At 68.0% G+C, this 23,206-nt stretch carries 21 protein-coding genes and 1 tRNA gene; 9 read left to right on the top strand and 13 right to left on the bottom strand.

All coding sequences use genetic code 11. The features are described from left to right. The first annotated feature begins 5 nt into the window (after window positions 1-5). Window positions 6-908 (top strand): NAD(+) diphosphatase, encoded by a 903-nt coding sequence (gene nudC, locus ACIHA7_RS01825; RefSeq protein WP_397284540.1) that lies wholly within the window; start codon window positions 6-8, stop codon window positions 906-908. 113 nt (window positions 909-1,021) lie between these two features. Here the strand turns inward: nudC and ACIHA7_RS01820 are convergent, their stop codons facing one another. Further along, a complete protein-coding gene (locus tag ACIHA7_RS01820) occupies window positions 1,022-1,252 on the bottom strand; it encodes a mycoredoxin (RefSeq protein WP_397286441.1) in 231 nt (76 codons plus the stop codon). Between the two features lie 273 nt (window positions 1,253-1,525). Here ACIHA7_RS01820 and ACIHA7_RS01815 point away from each other — a divergent pair, with 273 nt between their 5' ends. Then, on the top strand, window positions 1,526-1,984 hold the full coding sequence (locus ACIHA7_RS01815; RefSeq protein WP_397284538.1) for a MarR family winged helix-turn-helix transcriptional regulator: 459 nt from the start codon (window positions 1,526-1,528) through the stop codon (window positions 1,982-1,984). On the opposite strand, the gene ACIHA7_RS01810 is transcribed toward ACIHA7_RS01815, so the two are convergent. After that, window positions 1,979-3,235 carry a low temperature requirement protein A gene (locus ACIHA7_RS01810; protein ID WP_397284536.1) on the bottom strand — a complete coding sequence of 419 codons (1,257 nt, stop codon included), beginning with the start codon at window positions 3,233-3,235 and terminating at the stop codon, window positions 1,979-1,981. The genes ACIHA7_RS01815 and ACIHA7_RS01810 overlap by 6 nt on opposite strands. A gap of 48 nt (window positions 3,236-3,283) precedes the next feature. Between ACIHA7_RS01810 and ACIHA7_RS01805 the strand changes: the two genes are divergently transcribed. The 3 genes from ACIHA7_RS01805 (at window position 3,284) to ACIHA7_RS01795 (ending at window position 6,372) form a co-directional block, all read left to right on the top strand. Beyond that, the gene (locus tag ACIHA7_RS01805) at window positions 3,284-5,458 is read left to right on the top strand and encodes an ATP-dependent DNA helicase UvrD2 (protein WP_397284534.1); all 2,175 of its coding nucleotides are present in this window, start codon (window positions 3,284-3,286) and stop codon (window positions 5,456-5,458) included. Between the two features lie 110 nt (window positions 5,459-5,568). Then, window positions 5,569-5,910, top strand: coding sequence for a hypothetical protein (locus ACIHA7_RS01800; RefSeq protein ID WP_397284531.1), 342 nt, complete (start codon window positions 5,569-5,571; stop codon window positions 5,908-5,910). 138 nt (window positions 5,911-6,048) lie between these two features. Beyond that, a complete protein-coding gene (locus tag ACIHA7_RS01795) occupies window positions 6,049-6,372 on the top strand; it encodes a WhiB family transcriptional regulator (protein WP_397284529.1) in 324 nt (107 codons plus the stop codon). Between the two features lie 148 nt (window positions 6,373-6,520). On the opposite strand, the gene ACIHA7_RS01790 is transcribed toward ACIHA7_RS01795, so the two are convergent. The 5 genes from ACIHA7_RS01790 to ACIHA7_RS01770 all read right to left on the bottom strand — a co-directional run bounded on the left by ACIHA7_RS01790 (window position 6,521) and on the right by ACIHA7_RS01770 (window position 11,576). After that, window positions 6,521-7,126, bottom strand: a complete 606-nt coding sequence (locus tag ACIHA7_RS01790) for a helix-turn-helix domain-containing protein (protein ID WP_397284527.1) — start codon at window positions 7,124-7,126, stop codon at window positions 6,521-6,523. A 95-nt stretch (window positions 7,127-7,221) separates the two neighbouring features. Further along, the gene (locus ACIHA7_RS01785; protein WP_397284525.1) at window positions 7,222-7,638 is read right to left on the bottom strand and encodes an SSI family serine proteinase inhibitor; all 417 of its coding nucleotides are present in this window, start codon (window positions 7,636-7,638) and stop codon (window positions 7,222-7,224) included. 97 nt (window positions 7,639-7,735) lie between these two features. Beyond that, entirely contained in the window at window positions 7,736-9,079 is a 1,344-nt protein-coding gene (locus ACIHA7_RS01780; RefSeq protein WP_397284523.1) for an ABC1 kinase family protein, read from the bottom strand. Window positions 9,080-9,156: 77 nt separating this feature from the next. Continuing rightward, window positions 9,157-10,062 (bottom strand): hypothetical protein, encoded by a 906-nt coding sequence (locus ACIHA7_RS01775; protein WP_397284521.1) that lies wholly within the window; start codon window positions 10,060-10,062, stop codon window positions 9,157-9,159. A gap of 86 nt (window positions 10,063-10,148) precedes the next feature. Then, a complete protein-coding gene (locus tag ACIHA7_RS01770) occupies window positions 10,149-11,576 on the bottom strand; it encodes a zinc-dependent metalloprotease (protein ID WP_397284519.1) in 1,428 nt (475 codons plus the stop codon). A gap of 126 nt (window positions 11,577-11,702) precedes the next feature. Here ACIHA7_RS01770 and ACIHA7_RS01765 point away from each other — a divergent pair, with 126 nt between their 5' ends. Further along, window positions 11,703-12,728: a PDZ domain-containing protein gene (locus ACIHA7_RS01765; RefSeq protein ID WP_397284517.1), complete on the top strand. Its 1,026-nt coding sequence runs from the start codon at window positions 11,703-11,705 to the stop codon at window positions 12,726-12,728. Window positions 12,729-12,733: 5 nt separating this feature from the next. On the opposite strand, the gene ACIHA7_RS01760 is transcribed toward ACIHA7_RS01765, so the two are convergent. Further along, on the bottom strand, window positions 12,734-13,339 hold the full coding sequence (locus tag ACIHA7_RS01760) for a PPA1309 family protein (RefSeq protein ID WP_397284515.1): 606 nt from the start codon (window positions 13,337-13,339) through the stop codon (window positions 12,734-12,736). A gap of 368 nt (window positions 13,340-13,707) precedes the next feature. On the opposite strand from ACIHA7_RS01760, the gene ACIHA7_RS01755 reads away from it, so the two are divergent. Further along, window positions 13,708-16,713 (top strand): UPF0182 family protein, encoded by a 3,006-nt coding sequence (locus tag ACIHA7_RS01755; RefSeq protein WP_397284513.1) that lies wholly within the window; start codon window positions 13,708-13,710, stop codon window positions 16,711-16,713. Between the two features lie 78 nt (window positions 16,714-16,791). Here ACIHA7_RS01755 and ACIHA7_RS01750 read toward each other — a convergent pair whose 3' ends face one another. Next, window positions 16,792-17,349: a transglycosylase family protein gene (locus ACIHA7_RS01750; protein ID WP_397284511.1), complete on the bottom strand. Its 558-nt coding sequence runs from the start codon at window positions 17,347-17,349 to the stop codon at window positions 16,792-16,794. Window positions 17,350-17,901: 552 nt separating this feature from the next. Here ACIHA7_RS01750 and ACIHA7_RS01745 point away from each other — a divergent pair. Next, window positions 17,902-17,975 (top strand) — tRNA-Met (locus tag ACIHA7_RS01745). Window positions 17,976-18,049: 74 nt separating this feature from the next. Here ACIHA7_RS01745 and ACIHA7_RS01740 read toward each other — a convergent pair. The 3 genes from ACIHA7_RS01740 to ACIHA7_RS01730 form a co-directional block, all read right to left on the bottom strand. Beyond that, a complete protein-coding gene (locus tag ACIHA7_RS01740; protein WP_397284508.1) occupies window positions 18,050-18,640 on the bottom strand; it encodes a TetR/AcrR family transcriptional regulator in 591 nt (196 codons plus the stop codon). 47 nt (window positions 18,641-18,687) lie between these two features. Continuing rightward, complete coding sequence (locus ACIHA7_RS01735) at window positions 18,688-20,367, bottom strand: ABC-F family ATP-binding cassette domain-containing protein (RefSeq protein WP_397284506.1); 1,680 nt, start codon at window positions 20,365-20,367, stop codon at window positions 18,688-18,690. A gap of 78 nt (window positions 20,368-20,445) precedes the next feature. Continuing rightward, on the bottom strand, window positions 20,446-21,708 hold the full coding sequence (locus tag ACIHA7_RS01730; protein ID WP_397284504.1) for an MFS transporter: 1,263 nt from the start codon (window positions 21,706-21,708) through the stop codon (window positions 20,446-20,448). A 204-nt stretch (window positions 21,709-21,912) separates the two neighbouring features. Here ACIHA7_RS01730 and ACIHA7_RS01725 point away from each other — a divergent pair, with 204 nt between their 5' ends. Then, a complete protein-coding gene (locus ACIHA7_RS01725; protein WP_397284502.1) occupies window positions 21,913-22,719 on the top strand; it encodes a VOC family protein in 807 nt (268 codons plus the stop codon). On the opposite strand, the gene ACIHA7_RS01720 is transcribed toward ACIHA7_RS01725, so the two are convergent. Next, a complete protein-coding gene (locus ACIHA7_RS01720) occupies window positions 22,720-23,181 on the bottom strand; it encodes a CinA family protein (RefSeq protein ID WP_397284500.1) in 462 nt (153 codons plus the stop codon). Window positions 23,182-23,206 lie beyond the last annotated feature (25 nt).

Raw genomic sequence — 23,206 nt, 5'->3', positions numbered from 1 at the left:
GGAGGGTGCCGGTCTTTCAGCTCAATGGTGTGCCCTTGCTGTCCCGTTCCGTACTCGATCGTGCTGAGGAGACGCGAGGCGACGCGCAGGCCCTGTCGGAAGGCTGGCGCGACGCCAAGCTGCTGCGGGTGAACGCGCGCGGACAGGTCAGATTCGAGAACAGCGCTCTCGTTCTGGACAAGGCCATCGACCTGTCGCCCGAGCCGAGCCCCGACGCGGTGTTCCTCGGCATCGACGGCGGTGTGCACCTGTGGGCGGTGCGCGACCGGGAGCTCACGGGCTCGCTGACCGACCTGCGCGGCATGTCGAACACGGTCGACGATCTCACCGCCGGGGTGCTCTCCACTGCGGTCGCCCTGCTGAACTGGCATGACAAGGCCGGATTCCACAGCGCCGACGGCACCGTCACCACGTCGAGCAAGGGTGGCTGGTCGCGGGTCACCGAGAGCGGTTACGAGGAGTTCCCGCGGATCGATCCCGCGGTCATCTGCCTGATTCACGACGGCGCCGACCGGGTGCTGCTCGCGCGGCAGCACAGCTGGCCGGAGACGCTGTTCTCGCTGCTCGCAGGATTCGTCGAGGCGGGCGAGTCGCTGGAGCGGTGCGTCGAGCGGGAGGTGAAGGAGGAGGTCGGCGTCGATGTGCGCGACATCCACTACCTGGGGAGCCAGCCGTGGCCGTTCCCCCGGTCGCTGATGCTCGGCTTCGCCGCGGTCGGCGATCCGGCGCAGCCGCTGGTCTTCTCCGACGGCGAGATCGCCGAGGCGCACTGGTTCACCAGGGACGAGGTGCGCGCGGCGCTGGCGGCGGGCGACTGGTCGGCGCAGGGTTCGGGCGCGCGGCTGTTGCTGCCGGGCTCGATCTCCATCGCCCGCACCATCATGGAGTCCTGGGCCGCGCTCGACTGAGTCGAGCGCACACGAAAGGCCCGCGGCGGGCCGAAGTAGGCCGCGCGGATATGTGCGAACGGCGTCCGATCAGCGCACGGTGGCGTGCCGATCAGGGCGCCGTGGCGTCCTGATCAGGCGAGTGCGGCGAGCGCCTTCTTGACGTCCACCAGCGACGGGTTGGTCGCCGTCGAGCCGTCCGCGAACTTCACCGTCGGCACCACATGGTTGCCGCCGTTGACGCTGCCGACGAACTCGGCCGACGCCGGATCTTGTTCGATGTCGATCTCGACGTAGCTGATACCGGACTCGTCCAGCTGCTTCTTCAGCCTGCGGCAGTAACCGCACCAGGTGGTCGAGTACATCGTCAGGTCGGGAGTTGCGTCAGTCACGAAGGATGCAACGTTGCCAGGGCCGATGGTGTTCCGCGCGGTGGTTACCCGAGCGCAATGGTGCCGTCGGTCGGTCAGCTACCTGAGGCACGGCCACAGCGATCCCCGATCGAGGACCCGCGCGGCGAACTGGCGCTGAGGACCACCCCGAACTGGGGAATGATATTGCGCCTCGGCCTGATACAACTCACCGAACACGACCATGCGGTGATCGCGGCAGCGATGTCGGGCGAGTGAGGCAGGCCGATGCGAAACAATGGGCTACGCAGCGAATTCGAGCACGTCGACGAGAGTCCCGGCCTGCTGCTCTGGCAGGTGACCAACCGCTGGCAGGCCGCCCAGCGCGCGGCCCTGGCCCCCTTCGAACTCACCCATGTGCAGTTCGTGCTGCTCGCCTCGCTCACCTACCTCACGGTCGCCGGCGATCCGGTCATGCAGCGTGACCTCGCCGCGCAGGCCGCCACCGACCCGATGATGACCTCCCAGGTGCTGCGCGTGCTCGAACAGAAGGGCCTGGTCGAGCGGCGCGATCATCCGAGTGATCGGCGGGCGAAGTCGCTGGTGCCCACCGAAGCCGGTGCGGCACTGGCGGATCGAGCGGTGGTCGCGGTGCAGGCCTGTGACCGCGAGTTCTTCGGTCCGCTCGGGCCGCGGACCGGGCAATTCGGTGTCGATCTACGGCGCCTGCGCGACCGGCGGCTATAGCACCTCGTCGATGCCGAGACCGTGGTTCGGCCGCCGCCACCTGCGGCGATCGGATCCGAAGTCCCACTGCCCTGCGGCATACGTCTGGCACAACACCGCCCACAGGAACAGCGCCACCACGCCGTACACCAGCCCGAGCGCCCCGAGGTGCGGACCGAGGGCGCCGAGCAGCACCGCGAGCAGCGCGCACGGTAGCGGCCAGGTCAGTACCCAGCGCCACCCCGCCCCGCTGCGCGCGCCGCCGAGCCCGGTGATCACGAAGTACGCCGCCGCGCCGCCACCGAGCGACCAGCCGATGCCGGTGGACACGTGCCCGTCCGCGTGCTCGACGGCCAGACCTAGACCCGCGGTGATGGTGGCGATCGCCGCGGTGATCCAGCAGTGCGTCGCCATCGCGTACTGCCGCGAGATCGAGCCGTCGGGGTCGCCGCCCGTCATCAGGCGCGGCACGAAGCCGTACATCAGGGTCAGCGCCCACAGGCTCGCCAGGATCACGAACGCGCCGAAGCCGAGGGCGAGCACCGGTGCGTGCCAGCGCACGCCGCCCACCGCGGCGATCACCGCGATGACACCCTCGCCGAGCACGATGATCACGTACAGCCCGAGGCGTTCGCCGAGATGCGCCGAGTCGGCGTGCAGCGCCGTGATTTTCGGCGGCTCGACACCCCGGAACCGGCGCGAACCGCGCAATCTGCGATCGATCGCCTCCTGCGCACCCGCCAGCATCCGCTCGCCGGTCATCGCGAACATCAGCCACAGATCCAGCGCGAGACCCAGCGCCCAGAGGCCGTACTTCCACGGCTCGGGCACCCACAGCGAGACGATCCACGGCAGCACGCCGATGGACAGTTGCGCGATCGGCCAGTCGACCACCAGCGTGCCGCGGCCCCAGACCTGCGCGGCGACCATTCGCACGAGCACGTAGACCGCCGCGAACGTGGTCGCATGCCGGTCCGGGATCCCGGCGACCGCGCTCGCCATCACGCCGAGACCGAGCATCGCCGCCAGCATCAGCCGGATCCTGGTGTGGTCGCGCGCGATGTTGCCGTACAGCATCATGCACGCCCAGGCCGTCCAGAAGGCCAGGTAGAGCAGCAGGTACAGGCCGAAATCGGCGAGCGAGGGCCCACGGTGCAGCAGGTGGGTGAGCTGGCCGATCCCGGCGACCGCGACCAGGTCGAAGAACAGCTCCATCCAGGTCGCATGCCGGTCGGTCGGTTGTGCGTCCGTTGACGGCGTGTCGTGTGCCACGAGGCGAGAGTATTGCGCGGGCCGCGTGAGTTGTCGGCGGTCACTGTCATGATGGGTGCCGTGTCGTCAACCAGTACACACCAACCGACCGGCCTCGAGCTGGATTCGCTCGACCCCGAACAGGCCGCCGCCGTGCGCGCGCCACGGGGTCCGGTGTGTGTACTCGCGGGGGCGGGCACCGGCAAGACCAGGACCATCACCCATCGCATCGCGCACCTGGTCTCCGCGGGACACGTGAAGGCCGACCAGGTGCTCGCGGTGACCTTCACCGCGCGGGCGGCGGGGGAGCTGCGCAGTCGGTTGCGCGCCCTCGGACTGGGCGGTGAGGCGAACCAGGTGCAGGCGCGCACCTTCCACGCGGCCGCGCTGCGCCAGCTCAAATACTTCTGGCCGCAGATCGTCGGCGACGTGCCGTGGCGGCTGATCGACGGCAAGTTCCCGATCGTCGCGCAGGCGGCGAACCGGGCCGGGCTCTCCTCGGCCACCGACAGCGTGCGTGACCTGCTGAGCGAGATCGAGTGGGCGAAGGCCTCGCTCATCGCCCCCGAGGACTACCCGGCGGCGGTGGCCAGGAACCGGCGCGAGACGCCCTACGACGCGCTGCGGGTGGCCGAGGTATACGCGGGCTACGAGAAGCTCAAGGCCACGCCGGACGGCCTGCTGCTCGACTTCGATGATCTGCTGCTGCACACCGCGGCGGCGCTGGAGGACTACCCGGCGGTGGCCGACGAATTCCGCGGCCGCTATCGGAGCTTCGTCGTCGACGAGTACCAGGACGTCACCCCGCTGCAGCAGCGCGTGCTCGACGCCTGGCTCGGCGACCGCGACGACCTGACCGTGGTCGGCGACGCCAACCAGACGATCTACTCGTTCACCGGCGCCACCCCCGGCTATCTGCTCGACTTCTCCCGCCGCTTCCCCGACGCCACCGTGGTCCGCCTGGAACGCGACTACCGCTCGACCCCGCAGGTGGTGTCGCTGGCGAACCGGGTGATCGGCGTGGCCCGCGGCCGCATCGCGGGCACCCGGCTGCAACTGATCGGTCAGCGCCCGGACGGGCCCGAGCCGGTCTTCGCCGAGTTCGAGGACGGTCCCGCCGAGGCCGCCGCGGTCGCCACGTCGATCAAGCGGCTGATCGATGCGGGCACGCCCGCCGCCGAGATCGCCGTGCTCTACCGGATCAACGCCCAGTCCGAGAGCTATGAGCAGGCGCTCACCGAACGCGGCATCCCCTATCAGGTGCGCGGCGGTGAAGGCTTCTTCTCGCGTCCCGAAGTGCGGCAGGCGGTCTCGGCGCTGCGCCAGGCCGCCGCGCGCGACGACCTGCCCGGCGCGGCGCGCAGCGGCGCCGCGCTGGTCACCCTGGTGCGCGCGGTGCTGGCCCCGCTCGGCCTGACAACCGCGGAGCCGGCCGGTGCCCAGGCCAGGGAGAAATGGGCCTCGCTCGTCGCACTGGTCACCCTCACCGAGGAACTGGTCGAGCACGACGAAAAGCTCGACCTGCCCGGCCTGCTGCGCGAGCTGGCCGCCCGTACCGAGGCGCGGCACCCACCGACCGTGCAGGGCGTCACGCTCGCCTCGCTGCATGCCGCCAAAGGGTTGGAGTGGGACGCGGTCTTCCTGGTCGGCGTCGCCGACGGCACCCTGCCGATCGCGCACGTGCTCGCCGACGACGGTTCGGTCGGCGACGAGGCGAAACTGGAAGAGGAACGGCGGCTGCTCTATGTCGGCGTGACCAGGGCGCGCGTTCATCTGCAGCTGTCCTGGGCGCTGGCGCGCGGCGAGGGGAAGCGGCGCACCCGGCGCCGGTCCCGGTTCCTCAACGGCCTCGTGCCCGACGATTCCCCGGCTTCCAGGATCGCGGCGCCGGTTTCGGAGACCGCGAAAGGTATCCGCCCCACCTGCCGAGTGTGTGCGAAGCCACTCATCGGCACCTATGCGACTATGCTCGGCCGCTGTCGCCGTTGTCCGGCGGAGCTCGACGCCGAGCTGCTGGTGGCACTGCAGGAGTGGCGCGCGGAGAAGGCACAGGCATTGCAGGTGCCCGAATTCGTGGTGTTCACCGACACCACGCTGACCGCCATCGCCGAACAACTCCCAGGTGACGACGCCGCGCTGACCGCGATCGCCGGCATCGGCGCCAAGAAGCTCGAACAGTACGGCGCCGACGTGCTCGCGATCATCGCTTCGCGGCTCCGCGCAAGACCCCAAAACCGCAGGTAGAAAATAGGTTGTACCGTTTCGCGAACTTGCCTATGGTGGGTTCTACGCACCGGGAGGTCATCCCGGCGCGCACAGTCGTCAGACACAACGAGTTATGGAGGGAGGCAGACGTGTACATCAATTACTTCAGCGGCAGCGACGTTGCGGTGACTTCACCCATGTCGGCCTCCCGGGGGATCCTCGCCTTGCAGGGGATCGGTCTGTCCGAAATCGGTGCGTTCGGCACGCAGGCGCAACTCGCGCCCATGCATGCCCATGGCTGCGCCGTCATTCAGGACAAGCCCAACGCGGGTAGCTGGCACCCGTCTGTCGTCACCACGACGGCAGACAACGTTGTCGTCATCGCAGCAGACGCCGGTTATGAGCCGGCGGATCTGCAGGCAGCACGCCTCCGCCCCGCAAACCAAGCGATCGTGATCAGGACTCGGCAGAGATGTCGAATACCTAGGTAGGGAATCTCCCTCCCAGACCTCCTGGCCACGGATCGCACGAAGCGAAACCGTGGCCAATCTTTTTCGGCCCTTCAGCCAGCCGGCACCGGTTTCGCGGACAACACAACGAACCGCTGCAACGAGCTGAAGGAGAACGACGTGTTCACCGCCCAGGAATGGCCAGAAGCCACTACTGACGTGACATGCCGAACCGTGGCCCCCATCACCCGGGCCAGGGAGGTCAACAAGGTTCTGCCTTGCCGTGCCGGAGACCCCGATCTCTGGTTCGCCGAGAGCCCTAACCAGTTGGAGCAGGCCAAGGCGCTGTGCGCCAGTTGCCCCATCCGGAAGGGCTGCTTGACCGCAGCCATGGATCGGCGTGAGCCGTGGGGTGTCTGGGGTGGCGAAATCTTCGAACAGGGAGTCGTCATCGCCCGCAAGCGCCCGCGCGGCCGTCCGCGCAAGATCGCGGTCCCGGCATGAATCCGGGAGTAGCTTCCCTCCCTCCGGTCGATGTGCTCGATTCGGTTGGTCCTGACACGGGCCGAGCCAACGAACGAGAAAGCAGACGAACCGCTCACCGTTGCCCGGTGGGCGGCTCGTTTGCGTTGTGCTACAGGGGTTTTGGAAGTCAGGTTCGTCGCGGCCCGTGGGGTGCCCGGCGGACCGTCAGCCCGTCGGCAACGGCGAGCAGTAGTGTTCTGGTGTCGTCGGCGTGCGCCCACCAGCGGTGGCGCACGCCCGACGGGCAGTAGTAGGAGTCTCCGGTGGACAGGATCGCCTCGTCGCCGTCGGCGACGACCGTGATCGTCCCGGAGACCACGTAGATCAATTCGTCGTTCCCATGGGTGAATTCGCGCTCGCCCCGCCTGGTTCCGCCGGTGAACTCGAGCGCCCGCAGCTCCCTGGCGCCGTGCACCAGCGAGCGCACCGACCCGTCGTTGTCCCACTCCGTTTGATCGAGGCTGCCCTCGCCCGCGCGCACGATCGCCGAGCCAGGGGCACTGTCGGCCGCCGCCAGCAGTTCCGTCGCCGTGGTGCCGAGCGCGTCGGCGATGCGTTGCAGCGAGCGCAGGCTCGTGTTGGTGCGCCCGTTCTCCAATTGGCTCAGAAATGATTGCGACAATTCGGTCTTCGCCGCCAGCTGTGCCAGCGTCAGCCGAGCCGCGCGCCTGCGGTCGTGCACGACGTTGCCGAGTCCAGGCCACCGCGCCTGATCGTCGCTTCCGTACCGCACCTGCCAAACCTCTCTCGATCCCCACGCACAGTGGCAGGAGTGCGGTGCTGAATCCGCGTGTTTACATCACGCTGATCGGAATACTTCCCGGCGGCCTAAAAGTCGAACACCGAGACGGTGGTCGCGTGCAAGACGCACTCGTTCGAGAAGAAGCCATGGTCGGAGATCGGTTCGCCGCGCCAGACGCCGTCGATGGCGGCGACCACCGGATCGAAATCCTGGGAGCAGAGCGGCGGCACGGTGAAGTCGGCGAGCGCACGGATATTGCCGTCGGCGGCCGCCAAGTTCGCGCAGGCCTGCTCGGCTTTCGGGTGGGTGCCGCCGATCGTCGGCGCGCAGATCAGGCTGACGACGCGTTTGCCACCTACCTCGGTCGATACTCCCGGCCCCACCGACAGTGAGACCACCGACTGCTCCTCGGCGGCGGGTTCGGCACCGACCGGCGCCATCGACACCCCCAGCGCCGCGGCCGCGCCGATCGAGACACCGACTATCCGACCGGTGCGCGACATGGTCATCACCCTTCGTCGACGGAGACGATCCGAGGATGAGGTTAATCGACCGACGACCGCGCATCCCGCAATTCGTGTCGCGGGCCGGGTCGCCGGTTCAGCTGACCGTGCGCTCCTCGCGGAAACCCGGCATCCAGGTGCGGACCAGTTCCATGAACGGCAGTTCGGCGTCGAGTTGGGCGAGGATGCCGACGGAGCCGCCGAGCACCCGGAAGATCATCACATATTCGGCCGGAAGTTGCAGGGCACGTGCGGTTTTCATCTCCTGGCTGGAGATGTCGGAGGCCTTGCCCGCGACCCGCTGCATCCACTTGCGGGTGAAGTGGAACGAGTCGGACTTGATCGGGTCGGTGAACGGGCGCAGGTAGTCGGCGATCTCCTGGTGGGTGACGGTGCGGCCGGGGATGACCCAGCCGTTGTCGTACATGAGCTCGGTCAGTTCCTCGAAGCGCTCCTCGACCGAGAGCGCGAGCATCCGGCCGAGCACGGGGGGAAAGCCGTTCGGCAGCGGTGCGCAGGCGCCGAAGTCGATGACGGCGAGCTTGCCGTCGGCGAGCATCATGAAGTTGCCGGGATGCGGGTCGGCGTGCAGCAGGCCGACGGTCTCGGGGGAGGAGAAGTGGAACCGGCCCATCAGGGTCGCGATCCGGTTACGCAGCTCGCGGGTGCCCTCGGGGTCGGCGGTACCGGCCTGGATGATCGAGGACACGGCGGTGCCGTCCAGCCACTCGGTGACGATGACCTTCGGCGCGCTGGCCACCACCTTGGGCACCACGATCTCCTGGTGCCCGTCGAAACCCTTGGCGAAGGCGCGTTGATTGGCCGCCTCGTTGCGGTAGTCGAGCTCTTCCTCGGTGCGCTCGGTGATCTCGGCGAGGATCGGCTTCACATCGGCGCCGGGGATGACCGACGCGAGCAGCCCGGTCATCCGGTTCAACGTCTTGAGATCCGCGCGCAGCGCCTCGTCGGCGCCCGGGTACTGCACCTTCACCGCGACGGTGCGCCCATCCGACCAGACCGCCTTGTGCACCTGGCCGATGCTGGCCGACGCGGCGGGACGGTCGTCGAACTCCTGGAACCGCTGCCGCCACTGGGTGCCGAGCTGCTGATCGAGCACCCGGTGCACGGTCTCGGCGGGCATCGGGGGCGCGGCGGCCTGCAGCTTGGTGAGTGCCTCGCGGTAGTGCTCGCCGAACTCCTCGGGCACCGCGGCTTCCATCACGCTGAGGGCCTGCCCGAACTTCATCGCGCCGCCCTTGAGCTCACCGAGCACGGTGAACAGCTGCTCGGCGGCCTTCTGGTTCAGCTGCGCGTTGATCTCGGACTTGTCGCCACCGGCCAGCTTCTTACCGAACCCCACGGCGGCCCGCCCGGCGATGCCGAGCGGAATCTTGGCCAACTTGGCGTTACGGGACGAGCGACGGCGCACGATCTCAGACACGTACCCATCATGGCGGACGGAAGCACTTCTTAGCCACGGCAATCTTGAATAGACACCGCCGATGGCAGTGACCCCGATCACTCGGTCACCGACTCGCCCGAGTGATCCCGGCGATCTCGACACGCGGTGAGCCCGGCCGGAATTCGGCGGCATCCGCAGTCCTCGTGCCGCGGCCACTGCCGCCGATCGAGCAGGTACGCGTCCAGATCGACCTCGAGTGTCGCGTCCAAGGTGGCCGGCGCCCGGCGGGTGGACAGGGCGAGGACGGCCTCCACCTCACTGACCGCGAGGGCCGCGGTGGCCGCGATCTTGGCGGGCGAGGCGTGGCCGACCCGGCCCAGCAACTGTGCGGCCAAGTGCGGCCAGTCCGCGTCGTAGTCGGCGCGCAGCAGGTCGGCACAGCGCAGGCAACTGGTCGCGCCGGGCAGCACCAGCGGGCCGATCACGCCGCGGCCGTCGCGGATCCGCACCGGCAGATGGGCGATCCGGTGCTGCACGAGATCGTCGGTGAGGCGCGGGTCGGCGACCAGCACATCGGCCAGCACCACCAGGTCGGTCTGCCAGCCGGACACGGGGGCCGCGTGCGGCCGGTAGTCGCGGGAACGGCTCGGCCGCACACCGAGTCTGCGCAGTCCGGTGGTGATGGCGTCGGACATCGGGCCGAGCCCGTGCACCCGCACCGACCTGATCCGCCCGCCGCGGTCCTCGGGATGCTCGAGCAGTCCGGCCTCGTCCAGCACGTCGAGCAGCGCCATCGCGTGGTCCGGTTCGATGCCGCATTCCCCGGCGCGCCAGACGATGTGGGGCCGCGTCTGCGTGCCGTCCAGCAGCCGTAGGAAGGCAAGCACGGTGTCGGCGTCGAGCCCGGCGGGGTCGAGCAGCAGGGCGGTCTCGGGGTGCCAGCCGAGTTGTACGACGCCGGACGGACGCACCAGCACGGCGATCTGCGGGGGCAGCAGCGGGCCACGACACAGTGAGGTCATGCCCGGCAGTATGCGGCTCCCGCACGCGCCGACCGGCCACGAATCCCCTAGTTATGCACAGGGATTCGTGGCTATCAACAGGACACTCAGGCGGACGGGCCGCTGTCCTTGCCCAGGTCCGGCCCCGGCTGGTCGTCGTCCGCACCCGGATCGGCCGCGTCGGTCTTGTCCCGCTCGGCTTTTTCTCGTGCCTCGGTCTCCGCCAGCTGCGCCAGCGGATCGTCGAACGCGGTGGCCCCGCCGCCGATCACCGCGTCGATGAAGCCTGCGGGGGAGTCCAGGTCGTTGGAGTCGGGCAGCAGGTCCGGATGGGCCCAGACGCCGTCGCGCTGCTCCACGCCCGCGTCGGTGGTGAGCCTGCGCCACAGCGCGGCGGCCTCGCGCAGCTTGCGCGGCCGCAGTTCCAGCCCGACCAGGGTCGCGAAGGTCTGCTCGGCGGGGCCGCCGGTGGCGCGGCGGCGCCGCAGCGTCTCGGCCAGCGCACCGGCGCCGGGCAGCCGTTCGCCGACGGCATCGGTGACCACGACCTCCACCCAGCCCTCGATCAACGCGAGCAGTGTCTCCAGCCGCTCCAGCGCCTGCTTCTGCTCCGGCGTCGTCTGCGGCTCGAACGCGCCCTGGGACAGGATTTCTTCGAGCTTGCCCGGATCGGTCAGCGCCATCGGGTCGATGCCCTGGGCGGCCTCCTCCAGCGCGGAGAAGTCCATCCGGATGCCGCGCGCGTAGTCCTCGACCGCGGCGAGCACCTGCTGGCGCAGCCACGGCACGTGACCGAACAGCCGCTGGTGCGCCGCTTCCCGCGCGGCGAGGAACACCATGATCTCGCTCTCCGGCTGCTCCAGACCCGCGCTGAAGTCCGCGATCGCGGCGGGCAGCAGCGCGGCCGTGCCGGTGGGGCCGAGCGGCAGGCCGATATCGGTGGAGGTCAGCACCTCCTTGGCGAGCTGGCCGAGCGCCTGACCGAGCTGCGAGCCGAAGGCGAGGCCGCCCATCTGACCGAGCATGCCGACCATCGGCGCCGCGAACTCCTTGGCCTCCTCGGGCAGAGATGCGGTCCACATGCCGGAGATCTGCTGCGCCACCGGGTCGCACAGCCGCTGCCAGGTGGACAGCGTCTCCTCGATCCAGTCGTTGGCGGTCCAGGCCACCGTCTTGGTCGCGCCCGCGGGCAGGGTGGTCGCGCCGTCGAGCCAGAGCTCGGCGAGGTGCGCGGCATCGGCGATGGCACTCGCGGTGCTCGCCGACACCGGGGTCACGCTCGACCCGAGCTGTTGCCGGGCGAGCCGCTTGGCGACGTCGTAGTTCACCGGGCCGGCCTGCGCCGAACCGGGCTGGCCCATGCCGCTGAGCATTTGGCCGAGCGAGGTCAACATCTGGCCGAGCTGCGACGGATCGAAACCGCCGCCGGGGCCACCCACTCCGAACGGGTTGTTCGACTCGGGACCGCCCGGCTCGTCACCGCGCTTGCGGTCGTCGTCGTCGCGGTTCGAAAATCCGAAGGGGACGTCACTCATACGGCCAACATTACGCGTGTAGTGCAGGCACTTGATGTTCGCGCGGCGCGAAACCGGGGACGCGCGCGAGCATCGAATGTCCGCCTCCGGCGTCCTTCGACGGCGGCCATCACTACTGTGGTCCAGGTGAATCGTCGGATCCTCACCCTGGTGGCCGCCCTGATCCCGGTGCTCGTGCTCGGCGCCCTCGGCAGCGTGCTCACTGTGCCGTTCGTCGCACTCGGTCCAGGCCCCACCTTCAACACCCTCGGCCAGGTCGACGGCAAAGAGGTGGTGGACGTTCGCGGCACCGAGGTGGACCCGACCACGGGCCATCTCAATATGACCACCGTGTCGGTGCGCGACGGGTTGAGCATCTTCGAGGCGTTCGGCTTCTGGGTGAGCGGCAAGCACGGGCTGGTGCCGCGCGCCGAGGTCTACCCGCCCGGGGTGTCGCGGGACGAGATCGACAAGTCCAACCAGCAGGACTTCAAGGATTCCGAGGGCAATGCCGAGGTCGCGGCGCTGCACTACCTGAACATGCCGACGGTGGTGCTGCTGCGCAAGGTGGCCGAGGACGGCCCGGCCAAGGACGTGCTGAAAGCCGGTGACGAGATCATCAGCATCAACGGCGCGCCGATCGCCGAGCCGAAGGACGTGGTGACGGCCGTGTCGGCACAGCCGCCGGGCGCGCAGCTGACCGTGCGGGTGCGTCGCGAGAGCGCCGAGCAGACCCTGCAGGTGACCCTCGGCGCGCGGCCCGACGACAAGGACAAGGGCTACCTCGGCGTGACACCCGGGGAGGGCGCGCGGCCGCCGTTGCAGGTGTCGTTCAACCTCGCCGACATCGGCGGACCGTCGGCCGGACTGATGTTCAGCCTCGCGCTGATCGACAAGCTCACCCCCGGCGAGCTCGACGGCGGCAAGTTCGTCGCGGGCACCGGCACCATCGATCAGGAGGGCAAGGTCGGCCCGATCGGCGGCATCCAGTACAAGATGATGGCCGCGCGCGACGCTGGTGCCGAGACCTTCATGGTGCCCGCCGCGAACTGCAACGAGGCCAAGCAGCGAACCCCCGAGGGTCTGCGCCTGGTCAAGGTCGAAAACCTCACCGGCGCCGTGCAATCGCTCAACGACATCAACGCGGGCAAGGAACCCGTCAGCTGCGGCTGAGCCGGTCAGTCGCCTGCCCACTCCAGGGTGGCGTGCAGCGCGTCGATGAGGTTGGGCGCCAGGTTCGGGTAGGTGCGCAGGTCCAGGTCGCCGAAGTCGTCGGCGTCGTCCTCTGGCCGCAACTGCAGCAGGCACAGCGACGCGCCCTCGCGCAGCACCGCGGCGAACAGGCGGGCCTCGCGCCGTTCCGGATGCGAGTCGGCCGCGGCCCTGGCGGCGGCGTCGGCCGCCTCGTGGTCGGCGAGCAGCGGCACCAGCGCCTCGTCCAGGGTGGACTCGGCATCGGGCGGCAACACCACGATTTCCTGCACGAGCACACAACCCTGGACGGCGGGCGGCCAGCTGGTGGTCGCGAGGAACTCGTCCAGCGCCACCGAGCCGCCGGTCACCTCGTCCGGATACGACTCCTGCGCAACGGGAGTGAGCTCGGCCGCCTCGTCGACCTCCTCGAGCAGCTCCGGCTGCGCCGCGATCAGGTCCGCGGTGGGTACCAGCGCGAACATCTGCGGCGGTCTGCCCCACCCTTCGGCGTCGACGAAATCGGCCACCTCCCGGACGGCGCGGGCGAGAACCAATTCGGCGTGCAGATCTGCGGGGGTCACGGGGGACATCCAATCAAACGGTCCGCCGCAGCCATCATCAAACCCGCCGCTTCACCCTGGACCTCTCCCAACTGCTAGCGATAGACGGGCCGCCCGTCCCCGACTCCGCTGCCGCAGCGTGAGTTTTGCGAGCGCCGTTCGCGGCCCGTCGCGTGTCCGAGCGGCCGAAGTGCATGCGCCGCAAGCGCGAGTCTCGGCCGCTCGGACACGCGACACCCGGGGGCCGCGAACACCGCCGCGCCCGCGCGGCAAATAAATCTGTCCGATTCCGTAGAGTGGGCCCCGACGGTCCGTAAGGACCACCCCGCAACATCGGACTGCGGCGTCTCGGCCTGCTGTATCGGCGCGAGTGCCGCCGGACCTTGGAGAGTGGCATCGTGGGCATGCGGCCCCCCACCGGCTTACCTTCGCTTTCCCGACGCAGCCGCGTGCTGCTGCTGGCGGCCATTGCCTTAGCGGCGTTGCTGCTACTCGGTCCACGGCTGACCGACACCTATACCAATTGGTTGTGGTTCGGCGAAGTCGGTTTCCGCGACGTATATCTCACGGTCTTGGTGACCCGGATCCTGTTGTTCGTCGGTGTGGCGATCTTCGTCGGCGTCGTCGTCTGGCTGGCCTTGCTGATGGCTTATCGCTCCCGGCCGGTGTTCGTGCCGGTGGCCGGGCCGAACGATCCGATCGCGCGTTACCGCACCACCGTGATGAGCAGGCTGCGGTTGTTCGGTGTCGGTATCCCGGTGCTGCTCGGCTTGCTGTCCGGTCTGGTGGCGCAGTCGAATTGGGTCACCGTGCAGCTGTTCCTGAACAGCAGCACCTTCGACCAGCAGGACCCGCAGTTCCATCTCGATGTCAGTTTCTACGCCTTCGAATTGCCGCTGTATCGGATGGTGTTGAACTGGCTGTTCGTCGCGGTGGTCATCGCGTTCTTCGCCAGCCTGGTGACGCACTACATCTTCGGTGGTCTGCGGCTGAGTGGTCGCGAGGGCACACTGACCCGCGCCGCGCGTATCCAATTGGCCGTACTGGCCGGGCTTTTCGTGCTGCTCAAGGCGATCGCGTACTGGTTCGATCGCTATGAGCTGTTGATGAGCAGCCGTAAGGAGCCCACCTTCACCGGTGGTTCCTTCACCGACATCAACGCGGTGCTGCCTGCCAAGCTGATCCTGCTCTCCATCGCGGTGATCTGTGCGCTCGCCTTCTTCGCAGGCATCGTGCTGCGCGATCTGCGGGTGCCCGCGATGGCGGCCGCGCTGCTGGTGCTGTCCTCGATTCTGGTCGGCGCGGTGTGGCCGCTGGTGGTCGAGCAGTTCTCGGTGCGCCCGAACGCCGCGGACAAGGAGAGCGAGTACATCCAACGCAATATCGCCGCGACCAGGCAGGCGTTCGGCATCACCGACGACAAGATCACGTATCAGGATTACAAGGGCGAGAGCAAGAAGAACCCGCTCGACGTGCCGGTCGACGCCGCGACCATCGGCAATGCCCGGTTGCTCGATCCGAACATCTTGTCGCCCACCTTTACTCAGCTGCGCCAGCTGAAGAACTTCTACGGCTTCCCCGAGTCGCTGGACATCGACCGCTACAACCTCGACGGCGACGTGCAGGACTACATCGTCGCCGCGCGCGAGCTCTCGCCCGCGGCATTGAGCGGTAACCAGAAGGACTGGATCAACCAGCACACCGTCTACACCCACGGCAACGGTTTCGTCGCCGCGCCGGCGAACCGGGTGAACAAGCCGCAGTCCGATGATCCGAACGCGGCAGGCGGCAGCAGCGACAGCGGCTACCCGATCTTCATGGTGAGCGACCTGTTCACGCCGAAGGACAAGCAGCGGATCAAGGTCGACCAGCCGCGCATCTATTTCGGTGAGGTGATTTCACAGGCCACCCCGGACTACTCGATCGTCGGCACCACCGAAGGCCAGCGGCCCCGCGAATACGACTCCGACACCGCGCAGTTCACCTACGACGGCAAGGGCGGCGTGCCGATCGGCAACTGGTTCAACCGGCTCGCCTTCGCCGCCAAGTACGCCGAGCGCAACATTCTGTTCTCCTCGGCCATCGGCGACAACTCCAAGATCATCTTCAATCGCGACCCGCGAGACCGGGTACAGAAGGTGGCGCCGTGGCTGACCACCGACGGCAACGCCTACCCGGCGGTCGTCGACGGCCGGATCCAGTGGATCGTCGACGCCTACACCACCCTCGACCACTACCCGTACGCGCAGAAGACGTCGCTGGAGGGCATCGAGGACAGCATCGACAAGAAGACCGGCAGGCTGATTCCGCGCAAGGAGGTCAGCTACATCCGCAACTCGGTGAAGGCCACCGTCGACGCCTACGACGGCTCGGTGAACCTGTACGAGGTGGACGCCAAGGATCCCGTGCTGAAGGCGTGGCGCGGCGTGTTCCCCGGGGCGGTCAAGCCGGAGAGCGAGATCACTCCGGAGCTGCGCGCGCACTTCCGGTATCCGGAGGATCTGTTCAAGGTGCAGCGCGAGATGTTGACGAAATACCACGTCGACGATCCGCGTGAGTTCTTCACCAACAATGCCTTCTGGTCGGTGGCGGCCGATCCCACGATCGAGGGTGGGGCACCGGCCAACCAGCCGCCCTACTACGTGCTGCTGGGTGACCCGAAGGGCGGGAACAAGCCGGTCTTCAACCTGACCAGTGCGATGGTCGGCTACAACCGGCAGTTCCTGTCGGCGTATATCTCGGTGCGGTCGGATCCGGACGACTACGGCAAGTTCACGATCTTGCGATTGCCGACCGATACGCAGACCCTCGGCCCGCAGCAGACCCAGAACCGGATGACGACGGCGCCGGAGGTCTCCAGGGAGAAGACGCTGCTGTCCAACTCGAACAAGATCAAATATGGCAACCTGCTGACCCTGCCGATCGCCGACGGCGGAATCCTCTATGTGGAGCCGTTCTACAACGAACGCAACACCGGAGCGAATACCGCGACCTTCCCGCAGCTGCTGCGCGTCCTGGTGAGTTACCGGGATGACGCGGGCAGCGTGAAGGTCGGCTACGCCTCGACGTTGGCCGAGGCGTTGAACCAGGTGCTGCCCGGCGCCGGTGCGTTGGCCACTCCGTTCGGTGGTGATTCCGGTACCCGGCCGCGTCCCGGTACCTTGCCGCCACCCGCGGAAGGCACCACGCCGCCGCCGAACACCGGCGGCACGCCCGCACCGCCGCCGGGCAGTGTCACCCCGCCACCCGGCTCGTCGCCCGCGAAGGACGCGGCGGCCGCCGAGCTGAACCGGAAGATCGACGCCGTGCGAAATGCCATGCGCACGGGTAACTTCCAGGACTTCGGCAAGGCGCTGGACGAGCTGGACGCCGCGGCGAAGGCGTACCAGGACGCCGGTCGCTGAGCTAGGTCCTGGCCGAAACACGAAGCGGCGCTGCTGTCCCTAGGGACGGCAGCGCCGCTTTCGTTGTGCGGTAAGCGCTTAACGGCCTGCGATCGCCTCGATCAGCGAGCCGTTCTGCTCCAGGATCTGCTGGTACTGGGCTTCCAGGCCGTGCTGCTTGGCCAGGTCGCTGCCCACGGCCTTGGCCTGATCGACGAGAGCCTTGGAGCTGCCGGGGAGCGGCAGGGCGGGGGCGGCGGGCTCGGGGGCCGGTTCCGGCTCAACGACGGCCTGGGGCTCCGGCTCGGAGGTGCCCGGGCGCAGGTACTTGCCGCAGGACGGCCACGCGCCGACACCCTGGGTGGCGAGCACGTTCTCCGCGACGCGGATCTGCTCTTCCTTGCTCGCGGTGTGGGCCGAGCCCTGGCCGCCGTTGGCCGCCCAGGTGCTCGGCGAGAACTGCAGGCCGCCGTAGTAACCGTTGCCGGTGGCGATGCCCCAGTTGCCGCCGCTCTCGCATTGCGCGACGCCGTCCCAGTCGTGGGTGGGCGCGGCCGATGCGGTCGCGGTGGAGAATGCGAACGGGACGGCAACAAGGGCGCCGGTAACAGCGGCAAAGCCGAGGGCGCGGGCGTTGAACTTCCGGTTCTCAGTCATAAGTGCATTTCCCTCCCTGCGCCTACCAGCTCGGCGATCCAGCTGCCGGGCCCCTGCCCCCAGGTTGTCGGGGATCCTCGAACCGCGGGACAGGGTCGCCGGTATACGAACGGTTCGAGTTCGAGCCCTTCACGGATGATCCGGGCCGTGAACGCACGGTAACGAAGAAATCTCGGCAGATCACGTCTTGATAACACTCGCATTGCATGAAGCGAATAACCCGAATATCATCCTTTGCGCAGGTCGGAAATGGCATCGACACGCATTCTGGACGGTCTGTTATAGCAACGTTATGTGTTCGAGATCACTACGATATAGTGACCGGGATCACGTTTAAGTGGTTGCCGTCGGCGGTGATAGGCCCATCCGCATAGCGAAACCGGACGCCCTCGACCTCGGCTCGCCGCCTCTGCCCGCCTGAGACCGCGCTCTCAGCCGCGCTTTCGGTCGCCGGAACAGCCGTCGCAACCGACGCTCGGCCATCGCAAATACGCCCGCCGACCAGGCGATTTGGCATCGGCGTGAACCCGTGTGTAATGTTGTGTTTACCGACGCGGGGTGGAGCAGCTCGGTAGCTCGCTGGGCTCATAACCCAGAGGTCGCAGGTTCAAATCCTGTCCCCGCTACAAATGAAAGAGGCTTCCGGATCACTCCGGAAGCCTCTTTTCTTATGTCGGAGCAGGCGGCGTCGACGGACGCGCTAGATCAGCAGTGAACGCAGATGCGCCCGAAGGGTTTTGCGGAGGCGCTCGACGCTGAGTGAACCGTGCGGCGTCACCGCGTCGAGGCTCAGTCCTTCCATGATCGCGGTGAGCAGTTCGGCTTGCTCTCGCGGCTCGGGGACGGCTAGGGCGCGCAGGGCATCGGTGATCACTTGGCGCAGGTCGGCGGCCATCTGCTCGGTGACCGGGCGGAACACCGGTTTCGTGCGGGCGGCGACGATGAACTCCAGCAGCACGATCGACTCGACTCGGCGTTCCTCGTCGATCGGAAGCAGCTCTTCGAGCAGCGACTGGAGGGCGTCGACGGCGCGTCGTCCGGTCAATCCGGGCAACGCCGCAATGGGGTGGCGGGAAAGCCGTTGCCCCATGCGGTCGCCGACCTCGGCCGCCGCGGCGGCGAGCAGGTCCTGGTGATCGTCGAAGTAGTGCCGCACCGACCCGATGTTCAAACCCGATTCGACGGCGACCTTTCGTAGCGAAAGACCGTCGAGGCCCTCGGCGACCACGAGCCGGAAGGCCGCCTCGACGACGTGCCTGCGCCGCTGTTCGGCGTCGATTCGAGCTGGCATCGGGCCAATGTACAGCTGCGATAAACGCTGCGGCGCAACGCTGTCGGTCAGGCGCGGTGCCGGGTGACGCGCCCTTCGTCCCACACCGGCTCGGCCGACTCGTACAGGTCACCCTCGGCGCCGAAGACGAGGAAGCGGTCGAAGTCCCTGGCGAACCACCGGTCGTGCGTGACGGTGAGGACGGTGCCGTCGAAGCTGTTCAACGCCTGCTGCAAGGCCTCGGCGGAGACGAGATCGAGGTTGTCGGTCGGCTCGTCCAGCAGCAGCAACGTCGCGCCGCCGAGTTCGAGCAGCAGGATCTGCATGCGCGCCTGCTGCCCGCCGGACAGTGAGTCGAAGGTCTGCTCCGCCGCGCCTGCCAGCTCGTATCGCGCGAGCACGCGGGACGCCTCTTCGCGCGGCAAGCCGGCCCGATGCTCGTCGCCGTGGTGCAGGATCGACAGCAGTGTGCGGCCGGCCAGATCGGGGCGGCCGTGCGTCTGCGCGAACCACCCAGGGCGCACCCGCGCACCGAGCCGCGCCCGCCCGGTGTGCGACACGGGTTCCACGGTCAGCTCACCCACCGGTCGGTGCTCTGGATCCGGGTCGGTGCCACCGGCGGCGAGCAGCCGCAGGAAGTGCGACTTGCCCGAGCCGTTGGCGCCGAGCACGGCTACCCGGTCGCCGTACCAGACCTCGAGGTCGAACGGCCGCATCAAGCCGGTGAGCTCCAGGTTCTCGCACACGACGGCGCGCTTACCGGTCCGTCCGCCGCGCAACCGCATCGCCACGTGCTGCTGGCGTGGCTGCGCCTCGGGCGGCCCGGCCTCCTCGAATCGGGCGAGTCGCGACTGCGCCGCCCGGTACCGCGACGTCATGTCCGAGTTGTAGGCGGCCTTCTGCTTATACAGCTGCACCAGCTCTTTGAGCTTGAGGTGTTCGTCGTCCCATCGGCGGCGCAGCTCATCGAGTCGCGCGAACCGGTCGGCGCGCGCCGTCTGATACGTCGCGAATCCGGCCGGGTGTACCCACGCGGTGTTCCCGGCCGCGCCGAGCTCGACGGTGACGATGCGCTGCGCCGTGCGGGCGAGCAGCTCGCGGTCGTGGCTGACGTAGAGGACACTCTTCGACGTCTCGATCAGCCGGCTCTCCAGCCAGCGCTTGCCGGGCACGTCGAGGAAGTTGTCCGGCTCGTCCAGCAACAGCACCTCATCCGTGCCGCGCAGCAAAGCCTCGAGCACGAGACGCTTCTGCTCGCCTCCGGACAGCGTCCGGACTTTACGCCGCAGGCATCGGTCGAACGGCAGGCCGAGCGCTTCGATGGTGCACACGTCCCACCGCACCTCGGCGTCGTATCCGCCCGCGTCGCCCCATTCGGCCAGCGCGGACGCGTAAGCCATCTGCGCGTCGATATCGTTGTGTGCCAACATCTTCGCCTCCGCCGTGGTGACGGTCGCGGCGGCTCGGCGCAGTCGCGGGTCTGCCACCGACAACAGTAGGTCGCGCACGTCGTCGTCTTTCCCGGCGATGAACTGCCGCATGACGCCGAGGCTGCCGCTGCGCGTCACCGCGCCGGTGCTCGGCGTCAGATCCCCGGCGACGATGCGCAGCAGCGAGGTCTTCCCGGAGCCGTTCGCGCCGATCAGGGCGACCTTCGACCCTTCGCCGACCCGGAACGAAATCTCGTCCAGCAGAACGCGACCGTCGGGCAGGGTGTAGCCGATCCCATTGATGTCGATGTGGCCCATGCCGCGAAATTATCACGGCCGTGATAAATAGACGAATGGTTTCCGGCGGCCGCACGACGCGAAGTTCGCCGCGGATGCTCACTCCGCGTCCAGCGCCCGCCTGCCGGTGAGCGGGCCCCAGATGCCGACCAGGGCAACCATGGCGAGCAGTGCGACGGTGATCACCGAGAACACCAGGCCGGGCCCGTTCGGGCGGTCCAACAGCGGGAGCAGCAGGAACGGCAGCAGGGCGGTGCTGACTTTCGACAGCGAATACGTTGCGCCGGAAGCGGTTCCGCGGATCGCGGTGGGGAACGACTCGGGTAGGTAGGCGTGGATGGCGTCGGAGAAGACGTTGCTCGTCACGGTGAACAGCCCGCCCGACAGCAGGATCAGCGGCACGCTGGTGGCGAAGCCGAAGGTGAGGCCGAACGCCGCCATCAGCGTGGCGGTCCCCATCACCAGGTGCTTGCGTTCGATCCGCTCCATCAACGGGATCGCCAGCAGGGAGCCCAGCGGATAGCCGAGATAGGTGACGGCCAAGTAGCTCAGGGAGGTCACCACTTCGAATCCCTTGCGGTCCAACACGAGTACCGCCAAGGTGCCGAACCCGTAGTAGCCGAACACCTGCAGGATCATCACCGCGGAGAACAGCGTGGTCCTAGCCCGGTAGGGCGGCCGGACGATCGCGCTGAACGGCGCGAGGGCGGTCTTGTGCTGCTGCCTGGCGATCCAATGCGGCGACTCCGGCATGTCCCGTCGCGCGATCACCACCACGGCGGCGCCGAGCCCGCCGATCACGAACAGCCAGCGCCAGCCTTCGATGCCGAAGGGCTGCAACGGAACCAGCCACTTGGCGAGGAAGCCCACGGTCGGCACCGCGCAGAACCCGATCGTGTAGGCCATGGCGATCATGCGCCCACGCACCTGCGGTGGAACAACTTCCGACAGATAGGTGTCCGAGACCGTCATCTCGGCGCCGATCCCGAGTCCGGCCAGGAAGCGCGTCGCCATCAGAAACCTGATGTTCGGGCTGAACGCGCCGAGCAGCGTGAATCCGGAATACAACGCGATATTGATCATGAACATGCGGCGCCTGCCGAACACATCCGACAATCGGCCGAGCACCAGCGCGCCGAGGAACTGCCCGGCGAAGGCCGATCCGACGATCCCGCTGAGCTGAAATGTAGACAGGTGCATCTGTTGTTTCAGCACCCCGGTAATGGTGCCGGCGAGGAACAATTCATACAGATCGAAAAACAATCCGGCACCGACGAGCAGGACCAATTTGCGATGAATGGGGCGAACCGGAAGTTCGTCCAGCCGCAGACGTTCGCGCCCGACGTCGGATGTTGTGATCATCCCGCCATACTCCTGATCAACCCTTGTCCGGGCAACAAATCGGTACGGTGTGTCCGGTTCGCGAAGCTTCTGGCGATTATGGATTCGGTGCACCTTGCCGGAATTGTCGATTCGCTGATTCGCGAGTGCCGCGGTGGTTGACTTGGCGCCGTGCCGGCCGCTACCGGCCGCACTTCAGCGCACCGAGGTCAGGAGGCCACGGATATGCCAACGCACGACGGACAATGGCCGCAGGGGACACCGAGCTGGGTCGACAGTCAGGTCGACGACACCGGGCAGGCCCGCGGGTTCTACGGGGAACTGTTCGGCTGGGAGATCATGGACGGCCCGCCGGGCGCGGGCGGCTATCTGATGGCGCTACGGCACGGCAGGCCTGCCGCGGGCATCGGACCCAAACCCGACGGTACGGCGATGCCGTCGGTGTGGACCACCTATTTCGCCGCGGACAGCGCCGACGCGATCGCCGAGAAGGTCACGGCGGCAGGCGGTTCGGTGCTGATGGCACCCTTCGACGTGCTCGATGTCGGCCGGATGTTCGTCGCGACCGATCCGGCCGGTGCGGCGTTCGGCGTGTGGGAAGCCAAGGCGCACCCCGGTGCGGGAATCTACAACGAGCACGGCGCCTACTGCTGGAACGAGCTGCACACCGACCGGTACAAGCAGGCGCAGGAGTTCTACGCGGCCGTATTCGGCTGGCACTACACCGAAATCGGGGACGACCAGAATTTCGTCTACTCCACCTTCGGCCTGACCCAGGACGGCGACCCGGTCGGCGGCATCAACGACGCGACCAAGACGCCCGGCGATTCGCCGTCGTTCTGGCTGGTCTGGTTCCAGGTCGACAACACCGACGCGGCCGTCGCCAAGGCCACCGAGCTGGGCGCAACGGTCCTGATGGACGTGTTCGACAGCCCGTTCGGCCGGATGGGTGTGGTACAGGGCCCGCAGGGTGAGGCGTTCGGCCTGGTCGACCCGTCGACGACAGTGGGTGAGCCGCCGACGGGTCCGTGATCAGTGCCGCCGCGCCGCCGCCAACAGCAGTTCGAGAGCGCGTTGGACGGTCTGCGCGAGCACCTGTTCCGGATCGCCGTCGAACTGGCGATGCGAGGCGGTGACGCTGTCATCGGCGACGGAGAACCACACCGACCCGGCGGGTTCGCCGTCCTGCGGGCCAGGTCCGCCGACGCCGGTGACAGCGACCGACAGCGTCGAACCCAGCAGGGAGCTGACCCCTTCGGCCATCGCCTTGGCCGCCGTCTCCGACACCACCGGCACCTCGGGCACGCCGAGTACCTTGTGCTTGACCTCTGCCGAGTAGGCCACGATGCCGCCGCGGAACCACTCGGCGGACTCGGGTGCGGCGCCGAGGGCGGTCGCGATCTGCCCGGCGGTCAACGACTCGGCGACCGCAACCGTCAGACCGCGACGTCGGACTACCTCGGCCAGCTCTTCGGCAATGGCGTGATCATTCATGCCATCCATGATGCGCACCGGCGCA

Origin of the sequence: Nocardia sp. NPDC052316, from assembly GCF_044547795.1 — a bacterium.
In the GTDB taxonomy this organism is placed as follows: Bacteria; Actinomycetota; Actinomycetes; order Mycobacteriales; family Mycobacteriaceae; genus Nocardia.
This window is presented reverse-complemented; position numbering and strand designations above follow the sequence as displayed.